The organism is Streptomyces sp. NPDC028722 (genome assembly GCF_040637655.1).
Classification (GTDB): domain Bacteria; phylum Actinomycetota; class Actinomycetes; order Streptomycetales; family Streptomycetaceae; genus Streptomyces.
The window spans coordinates 1-23,645 of the sequence record NZ_JBEZWU010000018.1; the positions used below are offsets into that span (position 1 = coordinate 1).

The following is a 23,645-nucleotide window of genomic DNA, read 5'->3' on the forward strand; positions in this document are numbered from 1 at the left end:
AAACGCCCGGTTACATACCGAACCCGGAAGCTAAGCCTCACAGCGCCGATGGTACTGCAGGGGGGACCCTGTGGGAGAGTAGGACACCGCCGAACTCCTTTTACAGCTCCGGCTCTTGGGCACTACTGCCCAGGAGCTGGAGCTTTTTTGCGTTGCGGTAGGGTCAGGGGGCATCGTTGGCTCATTTCGCACAGGAGGCCCCCGGGTGGAGGTCCAGGAGACCCGCGTCCAGACAGACCGGGTCCTCACCATCCCCAACATCCTCAGCATGGCGCGGCTCGTCGGCGTACCGCTCTTCCTGTGGTTGATCCTCAGGCCGGAGTTCGGGGGCCCCAAGAGCGATGGATGGGCCCTCCTGGTACTGGCGTTCAGCGGGATCAGCGACTACCTCGACGGCAAGCTCGCCCGGCGCTGGAACCAGATCAGCAGCCTCGGCCGGCTCCTCGACCCCGCCGCAGACCGCCTGTACGTCCTCACCACGCTGCTGGGGCTCACCTGGCGGGAGATCCTCCCCCTGTGGCTGACCGGGCTGCTGCTGGCCCGAGAACTGGTCCTCCTGGTCATGGTGGGCATCCTGCGCCGGCACGGCTATCCGCCGCCGCAGGTGAACTTCCTCGGGAAGGCCGCCACCTTCAACCTGATGTACGCCTTCCCCCTCCTGCTCCTCAGTGACGGGCATGGCTGGATCGCGTCACTCGCTGCCATTTTCGGATGGGCGTTCGCCGGATGGGGTACAACCCTCTATTGGTGGGCAGGAGTGCTCTACGTGGTGCAAGTCCGCCGATTGGTGCGTGCGGACGCCACGGTCGATTGAACTCGGCGATTGTCCTGACGTAAGTCCTGGCGTAACGCCTCGTTGGCCCGCGGTGGAAAAGTGCGGGACAATCTGGACGGGTGAAGTCGGCTAGACCGTCGTCTCTGAGGAGGACGCTTCCGACATGAAGGCCGTCGTGATGGCCGGTGGGGAAGGCACACGCCTGCGCCCCATGACCTCGAGTATGCCCAAGCCGCTCCTGCCCGTGGTGAACCGCCCGATCATGGAGCACGTGCTACGGCTGCTCAAAAGGCACGGGCTCAACGAGACCGTCGTCACCGTGCAGTTCCTGGCCTCGCTGGTCAAGAACTACTTCGGTGACGGCGAAGAGCTCGGTATGGAGCTCACCTATGCCAACGAGGAGAAGCCACTCGGTACCGCCGGAAGCGTCAAGAACGCCGAGGAGGCGTTGAAGGACGACGCCTTCCTCGTGATCTCCGGCGATGCCCTGACCGACTTCGACCTCACCGAGCTGATCAACTTCCACAAGGAGAAGGGTGCGCTGGTCACGGTCTGCCTGACCCGGGTGCCCAATCCGCTGGAGTTCGGCATCACCATCGTGGACGAGGAAGGCAAGGTCGAGCGCTTCCTGGAGAAGCCGACCTGGGGACAGGTCTTCTCCGACACGGTCAACACGGGCATCTACGTCATGGAGCCCGAGGTCTTCGACTACGTCGACCCCGATGTTCCGGTCGACTGGTCCGGCGATGTCTTCCCGCAGCTGATGAAGGAAGGCAAGCCGATCTACGGCTACATCGCCGAGGGCTACTGGGAGGACGTCGGCACCCACGAGAGCTACGTGAAGGCCCAGGCGGACGTCCTCGAAGGCAAGGTCGACGTCGACATCGACGGCTTCGAGATCTCCCCGGGCGTGTGGGTGGCGGAAGGCGCCGAGGTACACCCCGACGCCGAGCTGCGCGGACCGCTGTACATCGGCGACTACGCGAAGGTCGAGGCCGGCGCGGAGATCCGCGAGCACTCCGTCATCGGCTCGAACGTCGTCGTCAAGAGCGGTGCGTTCCTGCACAAGGCGGTCGTCCACGACAACGTGTACGTCGGCCAGCACAGCAATCTGCGCGGCTGCGTCGTCGGTAAGAACACCGACATCATGCGGGCCGCCCGGATCGAGGACGGCGCGGTCATCGGTGACGAGTGCCTGATCGGTGAGGAATCGATCGTCCAGGGCAACGTCCGCGTCTACCCGTTCAAGACCATCGAGGCCGGCGCCTTCGTCAACACCTCGGTGATCTGGGAGTCGCGGGGACAGGCGAACCTGTTCGGCGCCCGTGGCGTCTCCGGCATCCTGAACGTCGAGATCACTCCGGAGCTGGCGGTCCGGCTCGCCGGTGCCTACGCGACGACCCTGAAGAAGGGCGCCACCGTCACCACGGCCCGTGACCACTCGCGAGGTGCCCGCGCGCTCAAGCGTGCGGTGATCTCCGCGCTCCAGACCAGCGCCATCGACGTACGCGACCTGGAGAACGTGCCGCTGCCCGTGGCCCGGCAGCAGACCGCGCGCGGCAGCGCAGGCGGCATCATGATCCGTACCTCGCCCGGCATCCCCGACTCGGTGGACATCATGTTCTTCGACTCGCAGGGCGCGGACCTGTCGCAGGGCAGCCAGCGCAAGCTGGACCGCGTGTTCGCGCGACAGGAGTACCGGCGGGCGTTCCCCGGTGAGATCGGCGATCTCTACTTCCCGGCGAGCGTCTTCGACTCGTACACCGGATCGCTGCTGCGCAACGTGGACACGACCGGCATAGCGGAGTCGGGTCTCAAGGTCGTCGTAGACGCCTCGAACGGCAGCGCCGGGCTCGTACTGCCCAGCCTGCTCGGCAAACTCGGTGTGGACTCGCTGACCATCAACCCGGGTCTCGACGAGTCCAGGCCGACGGAGACGGCGGAGATGCGACGCAAGGGCCTGGTGCGGCTCGGCGAGATCGTCGCGTCGTCGGGTGCCGCGTTCGGTGTCCGGTTCGACCCGGTCGGTGAGCGGCTGTCGCTCGTCGACGAGAAGGGCCGGATCATCGAGGACGACCGGGCCCTGCTGGTGATGCTGGACCTGGTGGCCGCCGAGCGGCGCAGCGGGCGGGTGGCGCTTCCGGTCACCACGACCCGGATCGCCGAACAGGTGGCCGCCTACCACGGCACCCAGGTCGAGTGGACCACCACCTCGCCCGACGACCTCACGCGCGTGGGCGGCGAGGAAGGCACCATCTTCGGCGGCGACGGCAAGGGCGGGTTCATCGTCCCCGAGTTCAGCAGCGTCTACGACGGCACAGCGGCCTTCGTACGGCTCATCGGGCTCGTGGCGCGTACCCAGCTCACCCTCAGCCAGATCGACGCGCGGATCCCGCGGGCGCACGTCCTCAAGCGGGACCTGGCCACGCCGTGGGCCGTCAAGGGCCTGGTGATGCGGCGGGTGGTCGAGGCCGCCGGAGACCGCTTCGTCGACACGACCGACGGTGTGCGGGTCGTGGAGACCGACGGGCGCTGGGTGATGGTGCTGCCCGACCCGGCCGAGGCGGTCACGCATCTGTGGGCCGAGGGCCCGGACGACGCCTCCGCGCAGGCCCTGCTGGACGAGTGGGCGGCCGTCGTGGACAGCGCCGGCCGGTAGTACCGGAACGGCGTGAGCCGCTGCACGCGTGCGTGCCGGACAGGCGCCCCCAAGGGGGCCTGTCCGGCATGCCGGTGGGGCCGTTCGGAGGTACTGCTCGCGACATGCGACGATGTGCGGCATGCCGCAGCAACCCCCCGTTCGGAGCAGCCCCACGCGGCCGCAGCGCCCGGACGCCTCCATGTCGTTGATCACCAACGTCATGGACCACAGCCTCGACGACGGATACGCCGAGGCCGCCGCCCGGAAGAAGGCCCAGGGTGAGGGCGGTCTGCCCAAGACGCTCCGGGCCAGACTGGGCCTGGCCGCCGGCCTCGTCCTCGCGGCGCTGGTCGTCACCGTCGGCGCGGCCCAGGCGCGCGTGGCGGCGCCCGTCGTGGCCAAGGAACGCCAGGAACTGATCGACCGCGTCGGCAGCGAGACCAAGGACGCGGACAAGCTCGAGAACACGGTCGACAAGCTGCGCGACGACGTCGGTGCGCGCCAGCGGGCGGCCCTGAAGGCCGGCGGCGGCAGCACGACGGCCGACCTGGTGACCGTACTGTCCGGCGCGTCCGCCGTGCACGGGCCCGGCGTCCGGCTCGTCGTGAACGACGCCAAGGAAGCCACCGGCGGCGGGGACGGGTCCAATCCGCGGGAGACGTCGGGTTTCTCCGACACCGGCCGGCTGCGCGACCGCGACATGCAGCGCGTGGTTAACGGGCTGTGGGCCTCGGGGGCCGAGGCGATCTCCATCAACGGGCAGCGGCTCACGGCCCTGTCCGCGATCAGGGCCGCGGGGGACGCGATCCTGGTCGACAACAGGCCGCTGGTGCCGCCGTACACGGTGCTGGCGGTGGGGGACGGGCAGCGGCTCGGCACCAGGTTCCAGAACGGCGCCGACGGCCTGTATCTGCACGCGCTGGTGGAGAACTACGGCATCCGCGCGACCATCTCCCCGGAGGGTGACGTCCGGCTGCCCGCCGCCCCCAGTGTGATCGTACGTACAGCGCAGCCGAGCAACGAGAACAGCGAGAAGGGCACATCGTGATCGCCGTACTGGGTCTCGTCGTGGGAGTCGTGGCCGGACTGCTGGTCCGGCCCGAGGTTCCGGCGGTCGTCGAGCCTTATCTGCCGATCGCCGTCGTCGCGGCGCTGGACGCCGTCTTCGGCGGACTGCGGGCCATGCTCGACGGCATCTTCGACGACAAGGTCTTCGTGGTGTCGTTCCTGTCGAACGTGGTCGTCGCCGCCCTGATCGTCTTCCTCGGTGACAAACTGGGCGTCGGCGCGCAGCTGTCCACGGGCGTCGTCGTGGTCCTCGGCATCCGGATCTTCTCCAACGCCGCGGCGATCCGGCGACACGTCTTCCGGGCGTGACACCGATGAGCGAACACAACGACGGCAACGACCAGCCGGAGAGCCGGCTGCCGCAGAACGGCCGGCCGGAGCACGGGCTGCGCAGGGAACTGCCGGCCGAGGTGCCCGCGTCCGCGCCCGGGGCCGGCCCGCCGGCCGGGGAGCAGCCCGAGCAGCCGGCGACCGGACGGCAGCGGCTCGTCAAGGGCCTGTGGCCGCCGCGCTTCACCCGCGCCCAACTCATCGTCGCGGTGCTGCTGTTCGGCCTCGGCTTCGGCCTGGCCGTCCAGGTGGCGTCCAACAGCGACACCGACAGCGCGCTGCGCGGCGCCCGTCAGGAAGATCTTGTACGCATCCTCGACGAACTGGATTCGCGTACGCAGCGTCTTGAGGACGAGAAGCAGGGACTGGAGAAGCAGCGCCAGGAGCTCCAGAGCAGCTCCGACCAGGCCGCGGAGGCACGCAGGCAGACCGCCGAGAAGAAGAGGCAACTCGGCATCCTGGCGGGCACCGTGGCGGCGCAGGGGCCCGGCATCACCATGACGATCGAGGACACGAAGGGGACGGTCAAGGCGGACATGCTGCTCGACGCGATCCAGGAGCTGCGTGCGGCCGGGGCGGAGGCGATCCAGGTCAACGGGGTCCGGGTGGTCGCCGGCACCTACTTCACCGACTCCGGCAAGAGCGTGAGCGTCGACGGGAACAAGATCGGCGCCCCTTATCGTTTCAAGGTCATCGGCAAGCCGCAGGACCTCGAGCCGGCGCTCAACATTCCCGGGGGCGTGGTGCAGACCCTGGAGAAGGAGCAGGCCACAGCGACCGTGCAGCAGTCCGACAAGATCGTCGTGGCTGCCTTGCGGCAGGTGAAGCGGCCTGACTACGCTCGGTCGTCCTCCCGGTGAACCGGCGGTGCATGGCGGCTGTCGCGTACGGGCATGAGCTTGCGGGGGGTCGGCGCACCGAAGAGGTGGCGCGTGATGGAAACTGTTTGGTGGATACGGACGTTGTGAAGATGTCCGGCTCGGCCGGTGTAGGCAATCAGGGTTCGTCCTGCCCCACGGGCGGGTCTGTTTCGGTCAAGGGGAATCGCCCGTGAAGTTGTTTGCGAAGTTGTTCGGCAAGAGCGCGCGAGAGGGCGGCGAGAACGCCACCGCCCGTCATCGCGCGCAGCCTGACGCGGAGGGCCAGCGCCCGCTGTTCCGGGACCAGGTGGCTGGTCCGGGCGGTGACATTTCCGGTGGTCAGGGCGCGGCGTCTGTTGACCCTGCCCAGGCCGGCGACATAGGTTTCGGGCAACCGTCGACCTCAGGTGCGGGTGGAGGGTTCGCCCCCGGCCCGTACGCGTCCCACGCCCCGGCGGGGCAGCCGCGGCAGGAGGATCCGTCGATGTCGGTCCTGGTGTGTACGAGGTGCGGTAACCGCAACGCGGAGAACGCCCGGTTCTGCTCCCACTGCGGCGCGCCGCTGCGCCCCGGAGTGGCACCCGAGCGGGCCTCCGAGACGACGTCCACGATCTCGATCTCCGGCCTCGAGGCCTACGACTCCGAGGTGACCGGCCAGACGCCGCTGCCGATGCTCTCCCCGGAGGCGCAGGCCGCGGTGGACGCGCTGCCGCTGGGCTCGGCGCTGCTGGTGGTGCGGCGGGGTCCGAACTCGGGCAGTCGCTTCCTGCTGGACAGCGACCTGACCACGGCCGGCCGTCATCCGCAGAGCGACATCTTCCTGGACGACGTGACGGTCTCCCGGCGGCATGTGGAGTTCCGGCGCTCCCCGGACGGCTCCTTCACGGTGGCCGACGTGGGCAGCCTGAACGGCACGTACGTCAACCGGGAGCGCATCGACCAGGTCGCTCTGTCGAACGGCGACGAGGTGCAGATCGGCAAGTACCGGCTGGTGTTCTACGCGAGCCGGCAGGGCATCTGACCCACCCCCGGACCGACGTCCGGGGGGACCCCCAGGGAAGGTCCATGCTGCGAACACCGAGCGGCGGTGCCGGAAGCGGTACCGCCGCCAGGGACAGTGGGCTGATGAGCATCGGCACGGTGCTGAACACGCTGCGCGACGAGTTCCCCGAAGTCACGATCTCCAAGATTCGTTTCCTGGAGGCGGAGGGGCTCATCGAGCCGCAGCGGACCCCGTCGGGGTACCGCAAGTTCAGCGCCGGGGACGTCGAGCGCCTCGGTCACGTCCTGCGGATGCAACGGGACCACTATCTTCCGCTCAAGGTGATCCGGGAGTACCTGGACGCCATGGAGCGGGGTGAGGCCGCCCCGCTGCCCCTGGTCGGGCGCCAGCGCACCGCGGAGGACGGCCCGGAGCCGCCGGAGAGGCCCACGGTGGCCCGGATCGGCAAGGCCGAGCTGCTGGCCGCCGCGGACGTCGACGAGGCGGACCTGAAGGACTGGGAGTCCTACGGGCTCGTCGCTCCTCTGGAGGACGGGGCGTACGACGCCGAGGCGGTCACCGTGGCCGAGCTCATCGCCGAGCTGGGCCGTTTCGGCATCGAGCCGCGCCACCTCCGGGTGATGAAGGCCGCCGCGGACCGCGAGGCGGGGCTGGTGGACCAGGTGGTGGCCCCGCTCAAGCGCCACCGCAATCCGCAGACCAGGGCGCTCGCCGAGGCCCGTACGAAGGAACTGGCGGCGCTCACGACGAAGCTGCACGCCGCTCTCGTGAAGACCGCTCTCGGCGTACGGCTCCCCTGAGGCTCACGGGCCCCCGGAACCGGCCCAGGGGCCGGGCCGAGCCCGGCGGGGACCGGCCCTGGAGCGGGCGAGGGGTGGGGGCCGGGCGGCCGGATCGGGCACCTGTTCCCGGCCCGACTACCCAAACGTCCCGGGCACGGCCTAGGGTTGCTGTGTGAACGAGCTCGATGTCGTAGGTGTCCGGGTCGAAATGCCCTCCAACCAACCGATCGTGCTCCTGCGCGAAGTGGGAGGCGATCGTTACCTCCCCATCTGGATCGGGCCGGGGGAGGCGACGGCGATCGCCTTCGCCCAGCAGGGCATGGCCCCCGCGCGACCGCTGACCCACGACCTGTTCAAGGACGTGCTGGAGGCCGTCGGCCAGGAGCTGACCGAAGTCCGCATCACCGACCTGCGGGAAGGGGTCTTCTACGCGGAACTGGTGTTCGCCAGCGGGGTCGAGGTCAGCGCCCGTCCCTCCGATGCCATAGCGCTGGCCCTGCGCACCGGAACGCCGATCTACGGCAGTGACACGGTGCTGGACGACGCGGGTATCGCCATTCCGGACGAGCAGGAGGACGAGGTGGAGAAGTTCCGCGAGTTCCTCGACCAGATCTCGCCCGAGGACTTCGGCAGCAGCAGCCAGTGAGACGCGGCGCCGGCCAGCCGGACCCCGGGTTCCTCCTGGGCGGTGGGCGGCTCCGCGGGGCCGCTGCCCCGGCAATTGCCTCCGGCCAGTGAGAGCGTCCTACGGCTTCCCGCGAGCGCATTCGGCTAGCCTTTCCCCGCGGTGGGACACGGGAAACCACTCCTAGGGTGATTATCACTCGGCGTGCCGAGTGTGGCGATCGTTGACGCACCCCTGGTGACTGCCTACCGTCGAGAAGGCAGGTCAAGGACGGAGGTCGGCGTGAGAACCAGCGGCGACGGTACGGCTGGGGGTGCCCCCGGACGCGGTTTCGGGGAGAGCGGTCCGTACCCGCCCCCGGACTCGCGGCTGCGCTCGAGCGGGGGTTACCCCCATCCCGGCAGCGCGGCAGAGCACGCTCCGCAGCTGCCGACGGCGGTGCCGAACGGCGGAGGGGTGGCGTCCATGGCGTCCGAGGAGATCGGCTACCGCGGGCCCACGGCCTGCGCGGCCGCCGGCATCACCTACCGGCAGCTCGACTACTGGGCCCGCACCGGGCTGGTCGAGCCCAGCGTGCGGCCCGCCTACGGGTCGGGCACCCAGCGTCTGTACAGCTTCCGGGACGTCGTCGTCCTGAAGATCGTGAAGCGATTCCTGGACACCGGTGTGTCGCTCCAGAACATCCGCACGGCCGTGCAGCACCTCAGAGAACGCGGTTTCCGCGACCTGGAGCGGATGACCCTCATGAGCGACGGCGCCACCGTGTACGAGTGCACCTCGCCGGACGAGGTCCACGCCCTGCTCCAGGGCGGTCAGGGCGTCTTCGGGATCGCCGTCGGCGTGGTGTGGCGCGACGTGGAGGGCGCGCTCTCCCAGCTGCACGGCGAGCGCATCGACACCGGGGAGACGCTGGTCGGGCAGAACCCGACGGACGAGCTGGCGCGGCGGCGCAACCGGGCGGTCTGACCGCCGGAGTCCTCGCGGTGGCCTCCGCCGTCACCGCGTTGTCAGTGCCGTGGTGCAGCATCGGAGATGTGAGAAACGCGCCCACGGTCCTGCATCTCGACATGGATGCCTTCTTCGCCTCGGTGGAGCAGGCGTCCAAGCCGAGCCTGCGCGGGAAGGCCGTCGTCGTGGGCGGGCTCGGACCGCGCGGAGTGGTGGCCACCGCGTCGTACGAGGCACGGGTGTTCGGGGTCCACTCGGCGATGCCCATGGGGCAGGCGCGCCGGCTGGCACCCAACGCCGCCTATCTGGTGCCGCGCTTCACCTTGTACCGGACGGTCAGCGAGCAGGTGATGGCGCTGCTGCGGGAGCTGTCACCGCTGATCGAACCGCTCAGCCTGGACGAGGCGTTCGTGGACCTGGAGGCCGGGGGAGCGGCCTGGGACGGGGAGTCGGCGCGGCGGGCCGGGGAGAGGCTCCGCGCGGACATCCGGGCGGTCACCGGGCTCACCGGGTCGGTGGGGCTCGCCGCCTCCAAGATGCTCGCGAAGATCGCTTCCGAGCAGGCGAAACCGGACGGCCTGGTGCTGATCGAGCCGGGGACCGAGCGGGCGCTGCTGGGGCCGATGCCGGTGCGGACCCTGCCGGGGGTCGGGCCGGCCACCGGGGACCATCTGCGCCGGGCCGGGATCACCACGGTCGAGGAGCTGGCCGAGGCGGGCGAGGACGAACTCGTCCGGATGCTCGGCAAGGCGCACGGGCACGCGCTGTACGCCATGGCCCTGGCCCGGGACGAGCGGCCCGTGGTGGCCGAGCGGGAGACCAAGTCGGTGTCGGTGGAGGACACGTACGACGTGGACATCCACGACCGGCCGCGGGTCGGCATGGAGGTGCAGCGGCTGGCCGACCGGTGTGTCCGGAGGCTGCGCGAGGCCGGGCTGTCCGGGCGGACCATCGTGCTGAAGGTGCGGCGGTACGACTTCTCGACCCTCACCCGCTCCGAGACGCTCAGAGGGCCCACGGACGATCCCGCGGTCATCCGTGAGGCGGCGGCGCGGCTGCTGGACTCCGTGGACACCACGGGCGGGGTGCGGCTGCTCGGCGTCGGCGTGTCCGGGCTCGCCGACTACACACAGGAGGACCTGTTCGCGCAGGCGGCGGGGGAGGGGGCGGTGGACCTCGCCGAGGAGGCCGTGCCTCAGGCCCCGGCGGAGCAGGTGGACCCGGCCGGGCGGCAGTGGCGGGCCGGGCAGGACGTGCGGCACGACGACTGGGGACACGGATGGGTGCAGGGCAGTGGGCTGGGCCGGGTCACCGTGCGCTTCGAGACGCCGCAGTCCGAGCCGGGCCGGGTACGGACGTTCCGGGTCGACGATCCCGCGCTGGCACCGGCCGAGCCGTTGCCGCTGGTCTCGGAGCCGGCCTCGCCCACCCGGCCGGCCACGGCCCTGCGACCGGCTTCGGGTGAGCGGCTCGGGCGTCCGGCCGCGGACCCGGACGGGTACGACGGGAGACCCGGCGACGGCGTTCAGGGGCCCGGTGCGGGCCGGGACTCCTCCGGTGGTGCCAGGGTGCCGAAGTCGTGGTCCGGGACCTCGGGCGGGGGTGCCGTGTCCAGGCCGTAGTGGTGGTAGAGCTGGAGTTCCTGCTCGGGGGAGAGGTGGCGGCCCACGCCGAAGTCGGGGGCGTCCTTGATCAGGGCGCGGTCGAACGGGATGTGCAGCGTGCCGTCGAGGAATTCGCTGGGCTCCAGGGGGACGAAGGCGTCCCGGGAGAAGAGACCGGTACGTATGGCCGCCCACTCGGGCACGCCGGTCGCGTCGTCGAGGTACACCTCGTCGATGGTGCCGATCTTGGCGCCATTGACGTCGAACGCCTTGCGGCCGATCAGGTTGCGCGGATCGATGTCGGTTCGCACGGTCCCTCTCTCTCCACGTGGTCGCAACACATCCGTAAGCACTACAAAAGAGCAGATTCAGGGAGGCGGCCACTCGAGGGCTCAGGTGTTGCCCCCGCTGGTACGCTGACAGCGGCTGCTGACCCCGCGCGGGAGAGTCCTCCGACCACGTCGGAGGCGCCGAAGGAGCAAATCCTCCCCGGAATCTCTCAGGCTCACGTACCGCGCGGACGAGGCCACTCTGGAAAGCAGGGCGGGTGTGCACGGCGTCCGCTCTCACCGACGGTGAAAGCCGGTGCCCGCAAGGGCCCGGTGAAGCTCTCAGGTCGAGATGACAGAGGGGGAGGCCGTCGGGGTATCCGTACCGGGGTGCCCCTCGAAGGTCGCGTCAGACCAGGAGGCCTCCGCAATGACCGCCCATCGCATTCCGCTCTCCGAACTCGAAGCGGGTATCCCGTTCGAGCAGCGCCACATCGGCCCTGACCAGGAGGCGCGGGCCAAGATGCTCGCGCAGGTCGGGTACGGCTCGCTGGACGAGCTGACCGCCGCCGCGGTCCCGGACGTGATCAAGAACGCCGACGCCCTCGACCTGCCGGGCGCCCGCACCGAGGCCGAGGTGCTCGCCGAGCTGCGTTCCCTCGCCGACCGCAACCAGGTGCTCGGCTCGATGATCGGGCTCGGTTACTACGGGACGTTCACGCCGCCCGTCATCCTGCGCAACGTCATGGAGAACCCGGCGTGGTACACGGCCTACACGCCGTACCAGCCGGAGATCTCCCAGGGCCGTCTGGAGGCCCTGCTGAACTTCCAGACGGTGGTCGCCGAGCTGACCGGCCTGCCCACCTCGGGTGCCTCCCTGCTGGACGAGGGCACCGCCGCCGCCGAGGCGATGGCGCTCTCCCGGCGCATGGGCCGGAACAAGAAGGGCCTGTTCCTGGTCGACGCGGACGCGCTGCCGCAGACCATCGCCGTGATCGAGACGCGGGCCGAGCCGGCCGGCGTCGAGGTCGTCGTCGCCGACCTCAGCGACGGCATCCCGGCCGGGATCGCCGAGCGCGAGATCAACGGCGTGCTGCTCCAGTACCCGGGCGCCTCCGGTGCCGTACGGGACATCAAGGCGGTCATCGACCAGGCGCACGAGCTGGGCGCCCTGGTGACGGTCGCCGCCGACCTGCTCGCGCTGACCCTGCTGACCTCCCCGGGCGAACTGGGCGCGGACATCGCCGTCGGTACGACCCAGCGCTTCGGCGTGCCGATGGGCTTCGGCGGACCGCACGCCGGCTACATGGCCGTCCAGGAGAAGTTCGCGCGCAGCCTGCCCGGCCGTCTGGTCGGTGTCTCCGTCGACGCCGACGGCAACAGGGCCTACCGCCTGGCGTTGCAGACCCGTGAGCAGCACATCCGCCGTGAGAAGGCCACCAGCAACATCTGTACCGCGCAGGTGCTGCTCGCCGTGATGGCCGGTATGTACGCCGTCTACCACGGTCCCGAGGGCCTGCGGACGATCGCCCGCCGCACCCACCGCTACGCCACGGTCCTCGCCGCGGGCCTGAGGGCCGGCGGGGTCGACATCGTCCACGGCGCCTACTTCGACACCGTCACCGCCCGCGTGCCCGGCAGGGCCGCCGAGGTCGTCGCCGCCGCCCGGGACAAGGGTGTCAACCTGCGCCTGGTGGACGCCGACCACGTCTCCATGGCCTGTGACGAGACCACCGGCCGGGCCCAGCTGGCCGCCGTCTGGTCCGCGTTCGGTGTCGAGGCCGACGTCGAGGCGCTGGACCCGGTCGCCGAGGACACCCTGCCCGAGGCGCTGCTGCGCACCGACGCCTACCTCACCCACCCGGTCTTCCACCAGCACCGCTCCGAGACCGCGATGCTGCGTTACCTGCGCCGCCTGGCCGACCGCGACTACGCGCTCGACCGTGGCATGATCCCGCTGGGCTCCTGCACCATGAAGCTCAACGCGACCACGGAGATGGAGCCGGTCACCTGGCCGGAGTTCGGGCAGTTGCACCCCTTCGTGCCCGCCGAGCAGGCCGAGGGCTACCTGACGCTCATCCGCGAGCTGGAGGAACGTCTCGCCGAGGTCACCGGCTACGACAAGGTCTCGCTCCAGCCGAACGCCGGTTCGCAGGGCGAGCTGGCCGGTCTGCTCGCCGTACGCGGCTACCACCGCGCCAACGGCGACGAGCAGCGCACCGTCTGCCTCATCCCGTCCTCCGCGCACGGCACCAACGCGGCCAGCGCCGTGATGGCCGGCATGAAGGTCGTCGTCGTCAAGACCGCCGGGGACGGCGAGATCGACATCGAGGATCTGCGGGCGAAGATCGAGAAGCACCGTGACGAGCTGTCGGTGCTGATGATCACCTACCCGTCCACGCACGGTGTGTTCGAGGAGCACGTCGCCGACATCTGTGCCCGGGTCCACGAGGCCGGCGGCCAGGTGTACGTCGACGGCGCCAACCTCAACGCCCTGGTCGGGGTGGCCAAGCCGGGTCACTTCGGCGGCGACGTCTCCCACCTGAACCTGCACAAGACGTTCTGCATCCCGCACGGTGGCGGTGGCCCGGGCGTCGGCCCGGTCGCCGTCCGCGAGCACCTGGCGCCGTACCTGCCCAACCACCCGCTCCAGCCGGCCGCGGGGCCGGAGACCGGCGTCGGCCCCGTCTCGGCCGCCCCGTGGGGCAGCGCGGGCATCCTGCCCATCTCCTGGGCGTACGTCCGTCTGATGGGCGGCGAGGGCCTGAAGCGGGCCACGCAGGTGGCCGTGCTGTCGGCGAACTACATCGCCAAGCGTCTGGAGCCGCACTTCCCGGTCCTGTACACCGGCCCCGGCGGCCTGGTCGCGCACGAGTGCATCATCGACCTGCGCCCGCTGACCAAGGCGACCGGCGTCAGCGTCGACGACGTCGCCAAGCGCCTGATCGACTACGGCTTCCACGCCCCGACCATGTCGTTCCCGGTGGCCGGCACGCTGATGATCGAGCCGACCGAGTCGGAGGACCTCACCGAGCTGGACCGTTTCTGCGACGCGATGATCACCATCCGCGCGGAGATCGAGAAGGTCGGTTCGGGCGAGTGGCCCGCCGAGGACAACCCGCTGCGCAACGCTCCGCACACCGCCGCCGCGCTCGGTGGTGAGTGGGCGCACGCCTACAGCCGCGACGAGGCCGTCTTCCCGGCCGGCGTCTCGGCCGCCGACAAGTACTGGCCGCCGGTGCGCCGCATCGACCAGGCCTTCGGCGACCGCAACCTGGTCTGCTCCTGCCCGCCGCTGGACGCGTACGAGGACTGAGCGAGCCGCCGGTGAGGGTCCCGCCCGGAATCCGGGCGGGACCCTCGCGTTCTCGCTACGCCGTCGCCAGGGAGACCTCGGTCGCCTTGATCAGGGCGACGACGTCGGAGCCCACGAAGAGGCCGAGGTCCTCGGCGGCGTCCCTGGTGATGGCGGCGGTGAGTTCGCCGCCGTCCACGGTGACCTTCACGGAGGCCATGACGTCGCCGACCACGAGGTGGGTGACCGCGCCGGGCAGCTGGTTGCGGATCGACAGGCCCGCGACCCGGTTGGTGGCCAGGGACACCTCCGTCGACTTCACCAGGGCGTGCACGGGGGAGCCCGGGGCGAGAGCGAGCTGCTCGACGGCCTCCAGGGTGATGGCCGCCGTCAGGTTCTGGCCCCCGGTCAGGCGGACGCCGACGGTCGCCATCACCTCGCCGGGGTGGACCTCGGTGACGGTGCCGGGCAACTGGTTGCGGATGCTGAGGCTCATGGCCCCCCACCGTAGTGGGCGAGGGGATCAGGCCGGGTACGCGTGCGTCTGCGTCGCCTTGACCATCGCCCAGACCGGTGCACCGGGGTGCAGGTCCAGCTCGGCCGCGGCGACCGTCGTCAGGTCCGCGGTGAGCGGGAGTCCGCCGGTGAGATCGGCGCGGATCCGGTCGCCGTGCGTCTCCAGGCCCGCGATCTCGCAGCGCCACACGTTCCGGGCGCTGGTACCGGCGGGCCGGTCCCGGAACAGGGTCACGGCCGACGGCGGGAACGCCACGAAGACCGGTCCCGACAGTTCCTCCGTGGTCGTGATCGCGGGCCCGCGGTCGAGCCGTACCGTGTGGCCCGCGGCCTGCCCGCGGTAGAGGTTGAGGCCGACGAGCTGGGCGATGTAGTCCGTGCGCGGGTGGCGGGCGATGTCGGCGGGTGTGCCCTCCTGCACGACCCGGCCGTCCTCCACGACCACCAGCCGGTCCGCGAGCACCATCGCGTCCAGCGGGTCATGGGTGACCAGTACGCAGACCGCCTCGAACTCGGCCAGGTGACGGCGGAGCTGGGCGCGGACCTTCAGGCGGGTACGGGCGTCCAGGGCCGCCAGCGGCTCGTCCAGGAGCAGCAGCCGGGGGCGGGTGGCGAGGGCGCGGGCGAGCGCGACGCGCTGGGCCTGGCCGCCCGAGAGACGGCGCGGCCGGACGCCCGCGTGACCGGCCAGGCCCATGCGCTCCAGCCAGGCCGCCGCCTGCGCACGGGCCTCGGCCTTGCCCGCGCCCCGGCAGCGGGGGCCGAAGGCGACGTTGTCCAGGGCGGACAGGTGCGGGAAGAGCAGATAGTCCTGGAAGACCACGCCGACCGGGCGGGATTCCGGGGGAGTGCGCTCCAGCGGGGTGCCGTCCAGGCGCAGGTGGCCGTCGGTGAGCGGGGTGAGACCGGCGAGGGCGCGCAGGGCGGTGGTCTTGCCGGCGCCGTTGGGGCCGAGCAGGGCGATGACGTCGCCCGGGGCGGCCGTCAGGGACACGTCCAGGCGGAACGGGGGGCGGTCGACGATGAGGTGGGCGTCCAGGCCCTCGTCGGGAGCGGCTTCCGGGTGCGGGCGGGGCGTGGTCGGCCGGCCCTCGGCGGGGCTCGGGTTCCCACCCGCATCACCGGTGCGGGTCTCGTCGTCGCCTGCCGGTGGCCCCTGTGGGGCGTGAGCGCCGTCGCGGGCCGCGGGTGCGTCCGGGTGCAGGGGTGGGTGTTCGGTGGGGTTGCCGCTGGCCGTCGGTTCGGCAGCACGGTCGGCGGCTGCCGGTACGCCTGGGCTCGGTGCGTACGCGGGGGCGTCGGGGGGCTCGGGGCCGGTGTCTTTCATGAGGTGGTCGTCCAGCGGTCCCTGAGGCCGGCCAGCACCGCGATGGACACCGTGAGCAGGACGAGACTGAGGGAGACGGCGGCTTCGGGGTCGTTCTGGAGGGCGAGGTAGACCGCCAGCGGCATGGTCTGGGTGCGGCCGGGGAAGTTGCCCGCGAACGTGATCGTCGCGCCGAACTCGCCGAGCGCGCGTGCCCAGGCCAGGACCGCGCCGGCCGCGATGCCGGGGGCGATCAGCGGCAGCGTGACCCGGCGGAACGCGGTGAAGCGGGAGGCGCCCAGTGTGGTGGCCGCCTCCTCGTAGCGCGGGTCGGCGGCACGCAGCGTGCCCTCCACGCTGATGACCAGGAACGGCATGGCCACGAACGCCTCCGCGATCACGACGCCCGCGGTGGTGAACGGCAGGGTGATCCCGAACCAGGAGTCCAGCCACCGGCCGATGACGCCGTTGCGGCCCAGGGCGAGCAGCAGGGCCACACCGCCGACGACCGGCGGCAGCACCAGGGGAAGGGTCACCAGGGCGCGCACGAGGCCGCGGCCGGGGAAGTCCGTGCGGGCCAGCAGCCAGGCCAGCGGTACGCCGAGGACGAGGCAGACGGCGGTCGCCGCGGTGGCCGTGACCAGGGACAGCTGGAGCGCCTGCCACACCTCGGCGCTGGTGAGCTGGTCCGGCAGGCTGCGCCAGGGCGCCCGGACGAGCAGGGCGAGCAGCGGCAGCAGCAGGAACGCCAGGGCCAGCAGGCCCGGCAGCAGCAGCGGCAACGGCACTCCGCGCCGGCCCCCCGTGCCGGCGCGGCGGCGCCGCGGCCGGCCCGTGCGGGGGCCGGTCGCGGCGCCGGGCTTGTCGAGCGAGGTCACGGCCTGAGGAACCCGGCCCCGCTCAGCACCTTCTGGCCCTCGGCGGACCGTACGAGGGCGATGAACGCCTTGGCGGCCTCGGTGTTCGGGGCGTCCTTCAGCAGGGCGATCGGGTAGTCGTTGACGGCGTCGGCGGACTCGGGGAACTCCACGCCCTCCACCTTGCCCTGCGCGGACTTCACGTCGGTCTTGTAGACCAGGGCCGCGTCGGCCTCCTTCAGCTCCACCTTGGTCAGGGCGCCCTTGACGTCCTGCTCGTAGGAGACGGGGGTCAGCTTCACCTTGCCCGCTGTCAGGGCCTTCTGGGCGGCGGCGCCGCACGGCACCGTCCTGTCGCACAGGACGACCTTCAGACCCGGCGCGGCGAGGTCCTTCAGGTGGGACAGCTTGTGCGGGTTGCCCGGCACGGTGGCGATCTCCAGCTGGTTGCGGACGAAGGTGGCCGGGGTGCCGGCGGTGCCCTTCTTGTCCGTCACGATCGCCATCGTCTTGGGGCTGGCGGCGGCGAAGACGTCCGCCGGGGCTCCGCCGGTGATGCTCGCGGCCAGGCTGTCGCTGCCGTTGAAGCTGAAGCTGACCTTGGTGCCCGGGTGCTGCTTCTCGAACTGCTTGCCCAGCGCGGTGAAGCTTTCCTTCAGGGAGGCGGCGGCGAACACGGTGACCGTGCCGGACAGCTTCGGGGCGGGCTTGTCCGCCTGGTCGGTCGACGAGTCCGAGGAGGAGCAGGCGCTGAGCGCCAGCAGGGCGGCTGCCCCCACGCCGGCCGGCTTCAGGATCCGCCGGGTACGGCGCACGGAACGGGTCATCACGGTTCTACTCCTCGGTTCGGTGGATCAACCTGTCGCGCCCCTGAACGGCCGGGCATCGGCCGTGCGGTGATGATACTGCCGCATCTGCCAGCCGTAAGTCTCCTGTCGCATCGCATGAGCCCTGAACTCACGCCTTATAGCTTGCATGTGCGTTCGTACGGTGTTTCCGGTCGGGCGCGGCTGTGTCCCGGCCCGGGGTACGACGAACGTGCGGCCCGGCGGGCGCCGGGCCGCACGGACGGCGGAAAGGGGAAGAGGAACGGGGGCGTGGACCGGCCGACCGGTGGGCGGCGCCGGTCAGACCCGGTCGATGTGCACGTTGGTGGACTTCACGCGGGCGGTGGCCTCCACGCCGACCTCGAGGCCGAGTTCCTCCACGGCTTCCCGGGTGAGCAGCGAGACGAGCCGGTGCGGGCCCGCCTGGATCTCCACCTGGGCGGCGACGTCGCCGAGCTTGATCGCGGTGACGATGCCGGGGAAGGCGTTGCGCACGGAGGTGTGGGAGGCGTCCTCCTCACCGCTGCCGCCCGCCCGGGCCAACTCGACCGAGAACGCGGCCAGGTCCCGGCCGTCGATGAGGCGCCGTCCGGACTCGTCTCGATGGGTGGTCATCCGGCCGGCGTCGGCCCAGCGGCGTGCGGTGTCCGGGCTGACGCCGAGCAGCCGTGCGGCCTGGCCGATCGTGTAGGACTGCATGCCGGTCACGATAGGGCACCGCGGACCTGGGGCTCGCGGCCCTGCCCTCACCCGGTGTGCACGCGCGGCCGGCGGGTCCGGTCCGGTTCCGCCTCGCGCAGCACCTCCCGGGTCACCGGGGCGACCTCGCCCTGGCCGAAGAGGAAGAAACGCAGGAAGTTGGTGAACGGATCGCCCTCGGTCCACTCGAAATAGATGTGCGGGGTGCAGCCGGTGACGTCCCGGACGTGGAGGAGGAGCGCGGCCAGGGCGTTGGGGATGGAGGAGTGCTCCAGGGTCAGCACGCGGTAGCGGCCGTGCAGGACCTCACCGCGCACGGTCAGGCCCGTCTCGAACTCGGAGGGGTCGGTCACCGTGACCTCGGCGAAGACGAAGTCCTCCTGTTCGGGTATGTCGTTGTCGGCCCGGATCTGTTCGATCTTCTCGCGGTACTCGGCCTTGTCACGGCGGTCCGGTTCGTTGGCGATGAACCGCATCTTCCGGCTGGCCATGTCCCGGATGAACCGTTCCGCCAGCGGGTCCAGCGTCACGCTGGTCACCCGCAGTTCGAAGGCGCGGGCCAGCCGGGACAGCAAGGAGATCAGGATGATGCCCGCGATGAAGCAGGCGCCGATCTTCACGCCGTCCGGGCGCTCGATGACGTTGACGACGGTCGTGTACAGGAACACCGCCGCTATCACCGCGAACCCGATGGTCCAGCCCCGCTGCCCCGCCTTGCGCGCGGCGATGGTCACCGCGATCGCGGCCGAGCTGATCAGCACCAGCACACCGGTGGCGTAGGCGCCGCCCTGCTTGTTGACGTCGGCGTCGAAGATCCAGGTCACCAGGAAGGCGATCAGCGTGAAGACGATGACCATCGGGCGTACGGCACGCGCCCAGTGCGGGGCCATGCCGTAGCGGGGCAGGTAGCGCGGCATCAGGTTCAGCAGACCGGCCATGGCGGAGGCGCCCGCGAACCACAGGATGGCGATGGTCGAGACGTCGTACACCGTGCCGAAGATGCCGCCGAGGTATTCGTGCGCGAGGTAGGCGAGCGCGCGGCCGTTGGCGCCGCCGCCGGCCTCGAACTCCCGTTCCGGGATCAGCAGCGTGGTGATGAAGCTGGTGGCGATCAGGAAGCAGCTCATGATGAGCGCGGCCGTGGTCAGCAGCTTCCTGGTGTCCCGGATGCGGCCGGCCGGCCGCTGCTCGGTGTCGCCCGGGTCGCCCTGGACGTGCGGCATGACGGCGACACCGGTCTCGAAGCCGGACAGGCCCAGGGCGAGCTTGGGGAACACGAGCAGTGCCACGCCGACCATCGCGAAGACGTTGCCGTGTTCCGTGGTCAGGGCACCGGCCCAGTCGGTGACCAGGTGGCCGGCGGTGACGACGTGCCACAGGCCGACGATCACGACGACGACGTTGAGCCCGAGGTAGACGCCGACCAGGGCGACGGCGACCCCGATCGCCTCCAGGAAGCCCTTGAGGAAGACCGCGCCGAGCAGTGCCACCAGGAAGAGGGTGATCAGCATCTGCTTGCCCTGGAGGGCGTGCGTCAGGTGCGGGTTTTCCACCAGGTGGGTGGCGGCGTCGGCGGCGGACAGCGTCATGGTGATCAGGAAGTCGGTCGCCGCGAAGCCCAGCAGCGTGAGCACGAACAGCTTGCCCTGCCAGAAGGACAGCAGGCGTTCCAGCATGGCGATGGAGCCCTCGCCGTGCGGGCTCTCCTCGGCCACCCGGCGGTAGACCGGCAGGGCGCCGGCCAGGGTCACGATGACGAGCACGATGGTCGCCACCGGGGAGAGCAGGCCGGCCGCCAGCGCGGCGATGCCCGGCTGGTAGCCGAGGGTGGAGAAGTAGTCGACACCGGTCAGACACATCACCCGCCACCAGCGCTGTCCCTTGTGCCGCGGCTCGGGTTGGGAGTGCGCTCCCGTGTGGCCACCGCCCTTGCCCATGTCGGACAGCCCCTCGAGCATCCAGGCGCGCAGGCGGTTGGTACTGGGAGGGCGCTCGGTCGTGGCCATTCGGCGTGCTCCTGACGTGCGGCTCAGCTTTTTCCGGCCATCACGCGGGACGGCGGCAACAGCGTAAGCAGAGCGTGATGCCAAGGCCTGGGAATCAAGGCCCGAGCGGCGTCAAACTTGCGTTAAGAATGGCCCGCGAGCGCGGAGTCCGCACGAAATGGGGAGGCGGGAGGCCGGTGACGGCCGACGAGGGCGGGTGCGTAGGGGAGGGCTCACCCCGGACGGCCGACGACCACGGAGCGTCACCTTCCCGCCCGGACGCCCCTGCGCGCCACCCCTCGGCTTGGCGCCAGGGAGCCACTCGGTACGCCCGCAGGCGCCATACCCGTACGGGCCGCTGCCGGCCGCACGTCGATCATTCACGCGGCCGTTCCGCCCCCGGCGGCCACCGCTCCTCGATAGGATTCGTTATTGATCTCGAAACTTTCGGACCCCTCTCGGGAGCGAGCATGCGGACCTACGGCAATCCCGTCCTCCCCGGTTTCCACCCCGACCCGAGTGTGTGCCGGGCCGGGGACGACTACTACCTGGTGTGTTCCAGCTTCGAGTACGTCCCCGCCGTTCCCCTCTTCCACAGCCGGGACCTGGTGCACTGGCGTCAGATCGGCAACGTCGTCGACCGGCCGGAGCAGCTCACGCTGTCCGACGACGTCCCGGCCTCGGGCGGCATCTACGCGCCGACGATCCGCCACCACGACGGACGGTTCTACGTGATCACCACCGCCGTCGGCGCCGGCGGCACCTTCCTCGTCACCGCCGACCGCCCGGAAGGGCCGTGGTCCGATCCGGTGTGGATCGACCTGCCGGGCATCGACCCCGACCTCGCCTGGGACGAGGACGGCAACTGCTGGTGCGCGATGGCCGGGGTCACGGTCGCCCGGATCGATCCGGGCACCGGCAAGGTGCTGGAGGGCCCGCTGCCGATGTGGTCCGGGACCGGCCTCGCGGACCCCGAGGCGCCGCACCTGTACCGGATCGGCGACTGGTGGTACCTGCTGATCGCGGAGGGCGGCACCGGCCCGGGACACGGAGTGTCGGTCGCGCGGGCCCGCTCGCCGCGCGGCCCCTGGGAACCGGCGCCCGGCAATCCGCTGGTGTCCCACCGCGGCACCGGCCTGCCCGTCCAGTGCACCGGGCACGGCGACCTGGTCCGGGCGGCCGACGGCAGCTGGTGGATGGTGCTGCTGGGCACCCGGCCCCGCGGCTGGTTCCCCGGGTTCCACGTGCTCGGCCGGGAGACCTTCCTGGTGCCGGTGGCATGGTCCGACGGCTGGCCCGAGGCGGGAGCGGTGCGGGAGCGGCATCCGGCGCCGGCCGCCTGGGCACCCGTCGAACAGCCACCCGTCCGGGACGACTTCACCGGCCCGGAGCTCGCGCCGCACTGGATATCCCCGCACCGCAGGCCCGAGGGCTGCTGGTCGCTGACCGAACGGCCCGGCCGGCTCACCCTGACGGCCACCGGGGACAGCCTCGACCGGCCCGGGCACACCTTCGTCGGCCGCCGCCAGCAGCACCACGACTGCCGGGTGGCCGCGCTGCTGGAGCCCGGGGCGGCACGGGCCGGGCTGTCCGTCCGGCTGGACGAGGCACATCACTACGACCTGGAGGTGAGCGGAGGAACGGCGGCCGTGATCGCGCGCATCGGCCCACTGCGTCGAACGGTCGCCGAACGGCCGGTGCCGGCGGGACCCCTCACCCTGGCCGTCGACATCCGCGCGAGCCGGAACCCGGGACCGCAGGACGCCCCCGACACCCTCGTCCTCACCGTGGGGACCGGCGAGGGGACGATCCGGCTCGCCGAACTCGACGGCCGCTATCTGTCGACCCAGGTGGCCACCGGCTTCACCGGCCGTGTCATCGGCATGTACGTCACCGAGGGCCAAGCGGCCTTCGACTGGTTCGACTACGTGCCCGCGGACGCCACGGCCTGATCCTTGCGGACATGGGTCGGGGGCCGGTGCGCACCCGGTGGGTACGGCCGGCCCCTCGGTTGCCGTGCCGCTCTCAGGCGGCGGTCATCACCCGCTCCGCACCGAGCGGGCGGTGCGGAGCGATGACGCGGCCGTCGGGCAGCAGTTCGCCGGTGTCCTCGAAGAACAGGACGCCGTTGCACAGCAGGCTCCATCCCTGTTCCGGGTGGTGCGCCGTGAGGCGGGCGGACTCCCGGTCGGCGGATTCGGCTGTCGGGCACGGCGGCTGGTGCTGGCACATGGGCGGGATCTCTCGCTGGGTCGTGGTCATGTCCGTCCCCCGTGGTGGTGAGTCGGTCGGATCCAGTGTTGTCCTCTGGGCGTCATTCCGCAGGGATTTCACGGCACCGCTTCTCACAGGTTCATGACGCGTCACCCGCCCGGTCGGTTCAGCCGAACTGCACTGTCCCTTTGGGTGGTTCGCACTGACCGGATAGGGCTAGTCCATACGGAAGTGATCCGTTGGCATATGCCCATCCCGAACGCTCGTGCCAGGCGCGCGGCACCGACGTCCACGTGGCGGCCGTGGAAAAAGAGTCGTACCCCGCTTCCCTCCCGGGAAACGGGGTACGCGGCGTGGGTCAGGCGGGCGAGCCGAGCAGCGGGAGGGGAGTCGCCCGATGGGTGAGCACCGGAAGCAACTCGGCCACCCGGAACGGGCGGTGCGCCGGGATGCCGGGTGGCGCCGGGGCGAGCGGCACGAGCAGGTCACCGGCGGCGGGGTGGCCCTCGGTGCCGTCACCGGTGCAGTCGTCGTGCAGCCAGAGGGTGAGCATGTACAGGCCGGGGAGGGACAGCAGCCGTGCCTGGTACGGCTGCTGGAGCGCCTCGGCCTGGTGCAGGGCGCGTTCGGTGGAGGCGACGTAAGGACCCTCGAAGAAGTGCGAGAAGGCCCAGCCGTCGGGAGTGAGCATGGTCTCGGCCGCGGCCACCGCGCGCTCGCCGCACCGGATCAGGAAGCGCCAGCCGGCCAGTCGTGTCGCGGACAGGCCTTGCGCGGTGATCCGGTCCAACACGTGGACGGGCAAAGGGAGTTCGGGTGTCGCGGGACCCTGCGCGGCTCGCAGGGAGGGGGTACGCGCCTCACGGACCGCGGTGGGGGAACCGAGGGCGGTGAGGACGGAGCGCAGGGCAGGCGCGGGGGCAGGGGGAACATGCAACGGCATGGTGGGTCGCCTCTCGTTCGACAGGCGCGGCGGCGCGAGGAGGGTGGGGCGGACGGCGCTGTCTGCTCACGGAAGGCCGGAGAGGTGGGGGCCCTGGC

The 23,645-nt window shown here is 71.0% G+C and carries 21 protein-coding genes, 1 rRNA gene and 1 riboswitch; of the genes, 13 read left to right on the forward strand and 9 right to left on the reverse strand.

What is annotated here, in order from left to right:
* From rrf to AB0F03_RS24965, 11 genes are all read left to right on the forward strand, one after another.
* Positions 1–95, forward strand: a 5S ribosomal RNA gene (gene rrf, locus AB0F03_RS24915); the annotation flags it as partial.
* A 110-nt stretch (positions 96–205) separates the two neighbouring features.
* Positions 206–814: a CDP-alcohol phosphatidyltransferase family protein gene (locus AB0F03_RS24920; RefSeq protein ID WP_361995701.1), complete on the forward strand. Its 609-nt coding sequence runs from the start codon at positions 206–208 to the stop codon at positions 812–814.
* A 124-nt stretch (positions 815–938) separates the two neighbouring features.
* On the forward strand, positions 939–3,434 hold the full coding sequence (locus tag AB0F03_RS24925) for a mannose-1-phosphate guanyltransferase (RefSeq protein WP_361995703.1): 2,496 nt from the start codon (positions 939–941) through the stop codon (positions 3,432–3,434).
* Between the two features lie 121 nt (positions 3,435–3,555).
* The gene (locus AB0F03_RS24930) at positions 3,556–4,464 is read left to right on the forward strand and encodes a DUF881 domain-containing protein (protein ID WP_361995704.1); all 909 of its coding nucleotides are present in this window, start codon (positions 3,556–3,558) and stop codon (positions 4,462–4,464) included.
* Complete coding sequence (locus AB0F03_RS24935; protein WP_003988855.1) at positions 4,461–4,793, forward strand: small basic family protein; 333 nt, start codon at positions 4,461–4,463, stop codon at positions 4,791–4,793. Before AB0F03_RS24930 ends, AB0F03_RS24935 begins: the two co-directional genes overlap by 4 nt.
* A 5-nt stretch (positions 4,794–4,798) precedes the next feature.
* Positions 4,799–5,674, forward strand: coding sequence for a DUF881 domain-containing protein (locus AB0F03_RS24940; RefSeq protein WP_361995706.1), 876 nt, complete (start codon positions 4,799–4,801; stop codon positions 5,672–5,674).
* A gap of 190 nt (positions 5,675–5,864) precedes the next feature.
* Positions 5,865–6,695 (forward strand): FHA domain-containing protein, encoded by an 831-nt coding sequence (locus tag AB0F03_RS24945; RefSeq protein ID WP_361995708.1) that lies wholly within the window; start codon positions 5,865–5,867, stop codon positions 6,693–6,695.
* Between the two features lie 44 nt (positions 6,696–6,739).
* Complete coding sequence (locus tag AB0F03_RS24950) at positions 6,740–7,477, forward strand: MerR family transcriptional regulator (protein ID WP_361995710.1); 738 nt, start codon at positions 6,740–6,742, stop codon at positions 7,475–7,477.
* A gap of 154 nt (positions 7,478–7,631) precedes the next feature.
* Entirely contained in the window at positions 7,632–8,105 is a 474-nt protein-coding gene (locus tag AB0F03_RS24955; protein WP_003988851.1) for a bifunctional nuclease family protein, read from the forward strand.
* A gap of 261 nt (positions 8,106–8,366) precedes the next feature.
* Positions 8,367–9,050 (forward strand): MerR family transcriptional regulator, encoded by a 684-nt coding sequence (locus AB0F03_RS24960; protein WP_361995712.1) that lies wholly within the window; start codon positions 8,367–8,369, stop codon positions 9,048–9,050.
* A 68-nt stretch (positions 9,051–9,118) separates the two neighbouring features.
* Positions 9,119–10,654, forward strand: a complete 1,536-nt coding sequence (locus AB0F03_RS24965) for a DNA polymerase IV (RefSeq protein WP_361995714.1) — start codon at positions 9,119–9,121, stop codon at positions 10,652–10,654.
* On the opposite strand, the gene AB0F03_RS24970 is transcribed toward AB0F03_RS24965, so the two are convergent.
* Positions 10,558–10,947, reverse strand: a complete 390-nt coding sequence (locus AB0F03_RS24970; RefSeq protein WP_361995715.1) for a PRC-barrel domain-containing protein — start codon at positions 10,945–10,947, stop codon at positions 10,558–10,560. The genes AB0F03_RS24965 and AB0F03_RS24970 overlap by 97 nt on opposite strands.
* Before the next feature lie 119 nt (positions 10,948–11,066).
* Positions 11,067–11,161, forward strand: a riboswitch (glycine riboswitch).
* A 174-nt stretch (positions 11,162–11,335) separates the two neighbouring features.
* Between AB0F03_RS24970 and gcvP the strand changes: the two genes are divergently transcribed.
* On the forward strand, positions 11,336–14,221 hold the full coding sequence (gene gcvP / locus AB0F03_RS24975; protein ID WP_361995717.1) for an aminomethyl-transferring glycine dehydrogenase: 2,886 nt from the start codon (positions 11,336–11,338) through the stop codon (positions 14,219–14,221).
* 55 nt (positions 14,222–14,276) lie between these two features.
* On the opposite strand, the gene AB0F03_RS24980 is transcribed toward gcvP, so the two are convergent.
* The 6 genes from AB0F03_RS24980 to AB0F03_RS25005 all read right to left on the reverse strand — a co-directional run bounded on the left by AB0F03_RS24980 (position 14,277) and on the right by AB0F03_RS25005 (position 20,411).
* The gene (locus tag AB0F03_RS24980) at positions 14,277–14,696 is read right to left on the reverse strand and encodes a TOBE domain-containing protein (RefSeq protein ID WP_361995719.1); all 420 of its coding nucleotides are present in this window, start codon (positions 14,694–14,696) and stop codon (positions 14,277–14,279) included.
* A gap of 27 nt (positions 14,697–14,723) precedes the next feature.
* Complete coding sequence (locus tag AB0F03_RS24985; RefSeq protein ID WP_361995721.1) at positions 14,724–16,043, reverse strand: ATP-binding cassette domain-containing protein; 1,320 nt, start codon at positions 16,041–16,043, stop codon at positions 14,724–14,726.
* On the reverse strand, positions 16,040–16,900 hold the full coding sequence (locus tag AB0F03_RS24990; RefSeq protein ID WP_361995723.1) for an ABC transporter permease: 861 nt from the start codon (positions 16,898–16,900) through the stop codon (positions 16,040–16,042). Before AB0F03_RS24990 ends, AB0F03_RS24985 begins: the two co-directional genes overlap by 4 nt.
* Entirely contained in the window at positions 16,897–17,706 is an 810-nt protein-coding gene (modA, locus tag AB0F03_RS24995) for a molybdate ABC transporter substrate-binding protein (RefSeq protein ID WP_361995725.1), read from the reverse strand. The genes AB0F03_RS24990 and modA overlap by 4 nt, the downstream gene beginning before the upstream one ends.
* Positions 17,707–18,006: 300 nt before the next feature.
* Positions 18,007–18,405 carry a helix-turn-helix transcriptional regulator gene (locus AB0F03_RS25000; protein WP_356824081.1) on the reverse strand — a complete coding sequence of 133 codons (399 nt, stop codon included), beginning with the start codon at positions 18,403–18,405 and terminating at the stop codon, positions 18,007–18,009.
* Positions 18,406–18,452: 47 nt separating this feature from the next.
* A complete protein-coding gene (locus AB0F03_RS25005; protein ID WP_361995727.1) occupies positions 18,453–20,411 on the reverse strand; it encodes an amino acid transporter in 1,959 nt (652 codons plus the stop codon).
* 449 nt (positions 20,412–20,860) lie between these two features.
* On the opposite strand from AB0F03_RS25005, the gene AB0F03_RS25010 reads away from it, so the two are divergent.
* Positions 20,861–22,342 carry a glycoside hydrolase family 43 protein gene (locus AB0F03_RS25010; protein ID WP_361995729.1) on the forward strand — a complete coding sequence of 494 codons (1,482 nt, stop codon included), beginning with the start codon at positions 20,861–20,863 and terminating at the stop codon, positions 22,340–22,342.
* A 73-nt stretch (positions 22,343–22,415) separates the two neighbouring features.
* Here the strand turns inward: AB0F03_RS25010 and AB0F03_RS25015 are convergent, their stop codons facing one another.
* Positions 22,416–22,622 (reverse strand): DUF5999 family protein, encoded by a 207-nt coding sequence (locus tag AB0F03_RS25015; protein ID WP_356824190.1) that lies wholly within the window; start codon positions 22,620–22,622, stop codon positions 22,416–22,418.
* 340 nt (positions 22,623–22,962) lie between these two features.
* Entirely contained in the window at positions 22,963–23,547 is a 585-nt protein-coding gene (locus AB0F03_RS25020; protein ID WP_361995731.1) for a hypothetical protein, read from the reverse strand.
* Between the last annotated feature and the right edge of the window lie 98 nt (positions 23,548–23,645).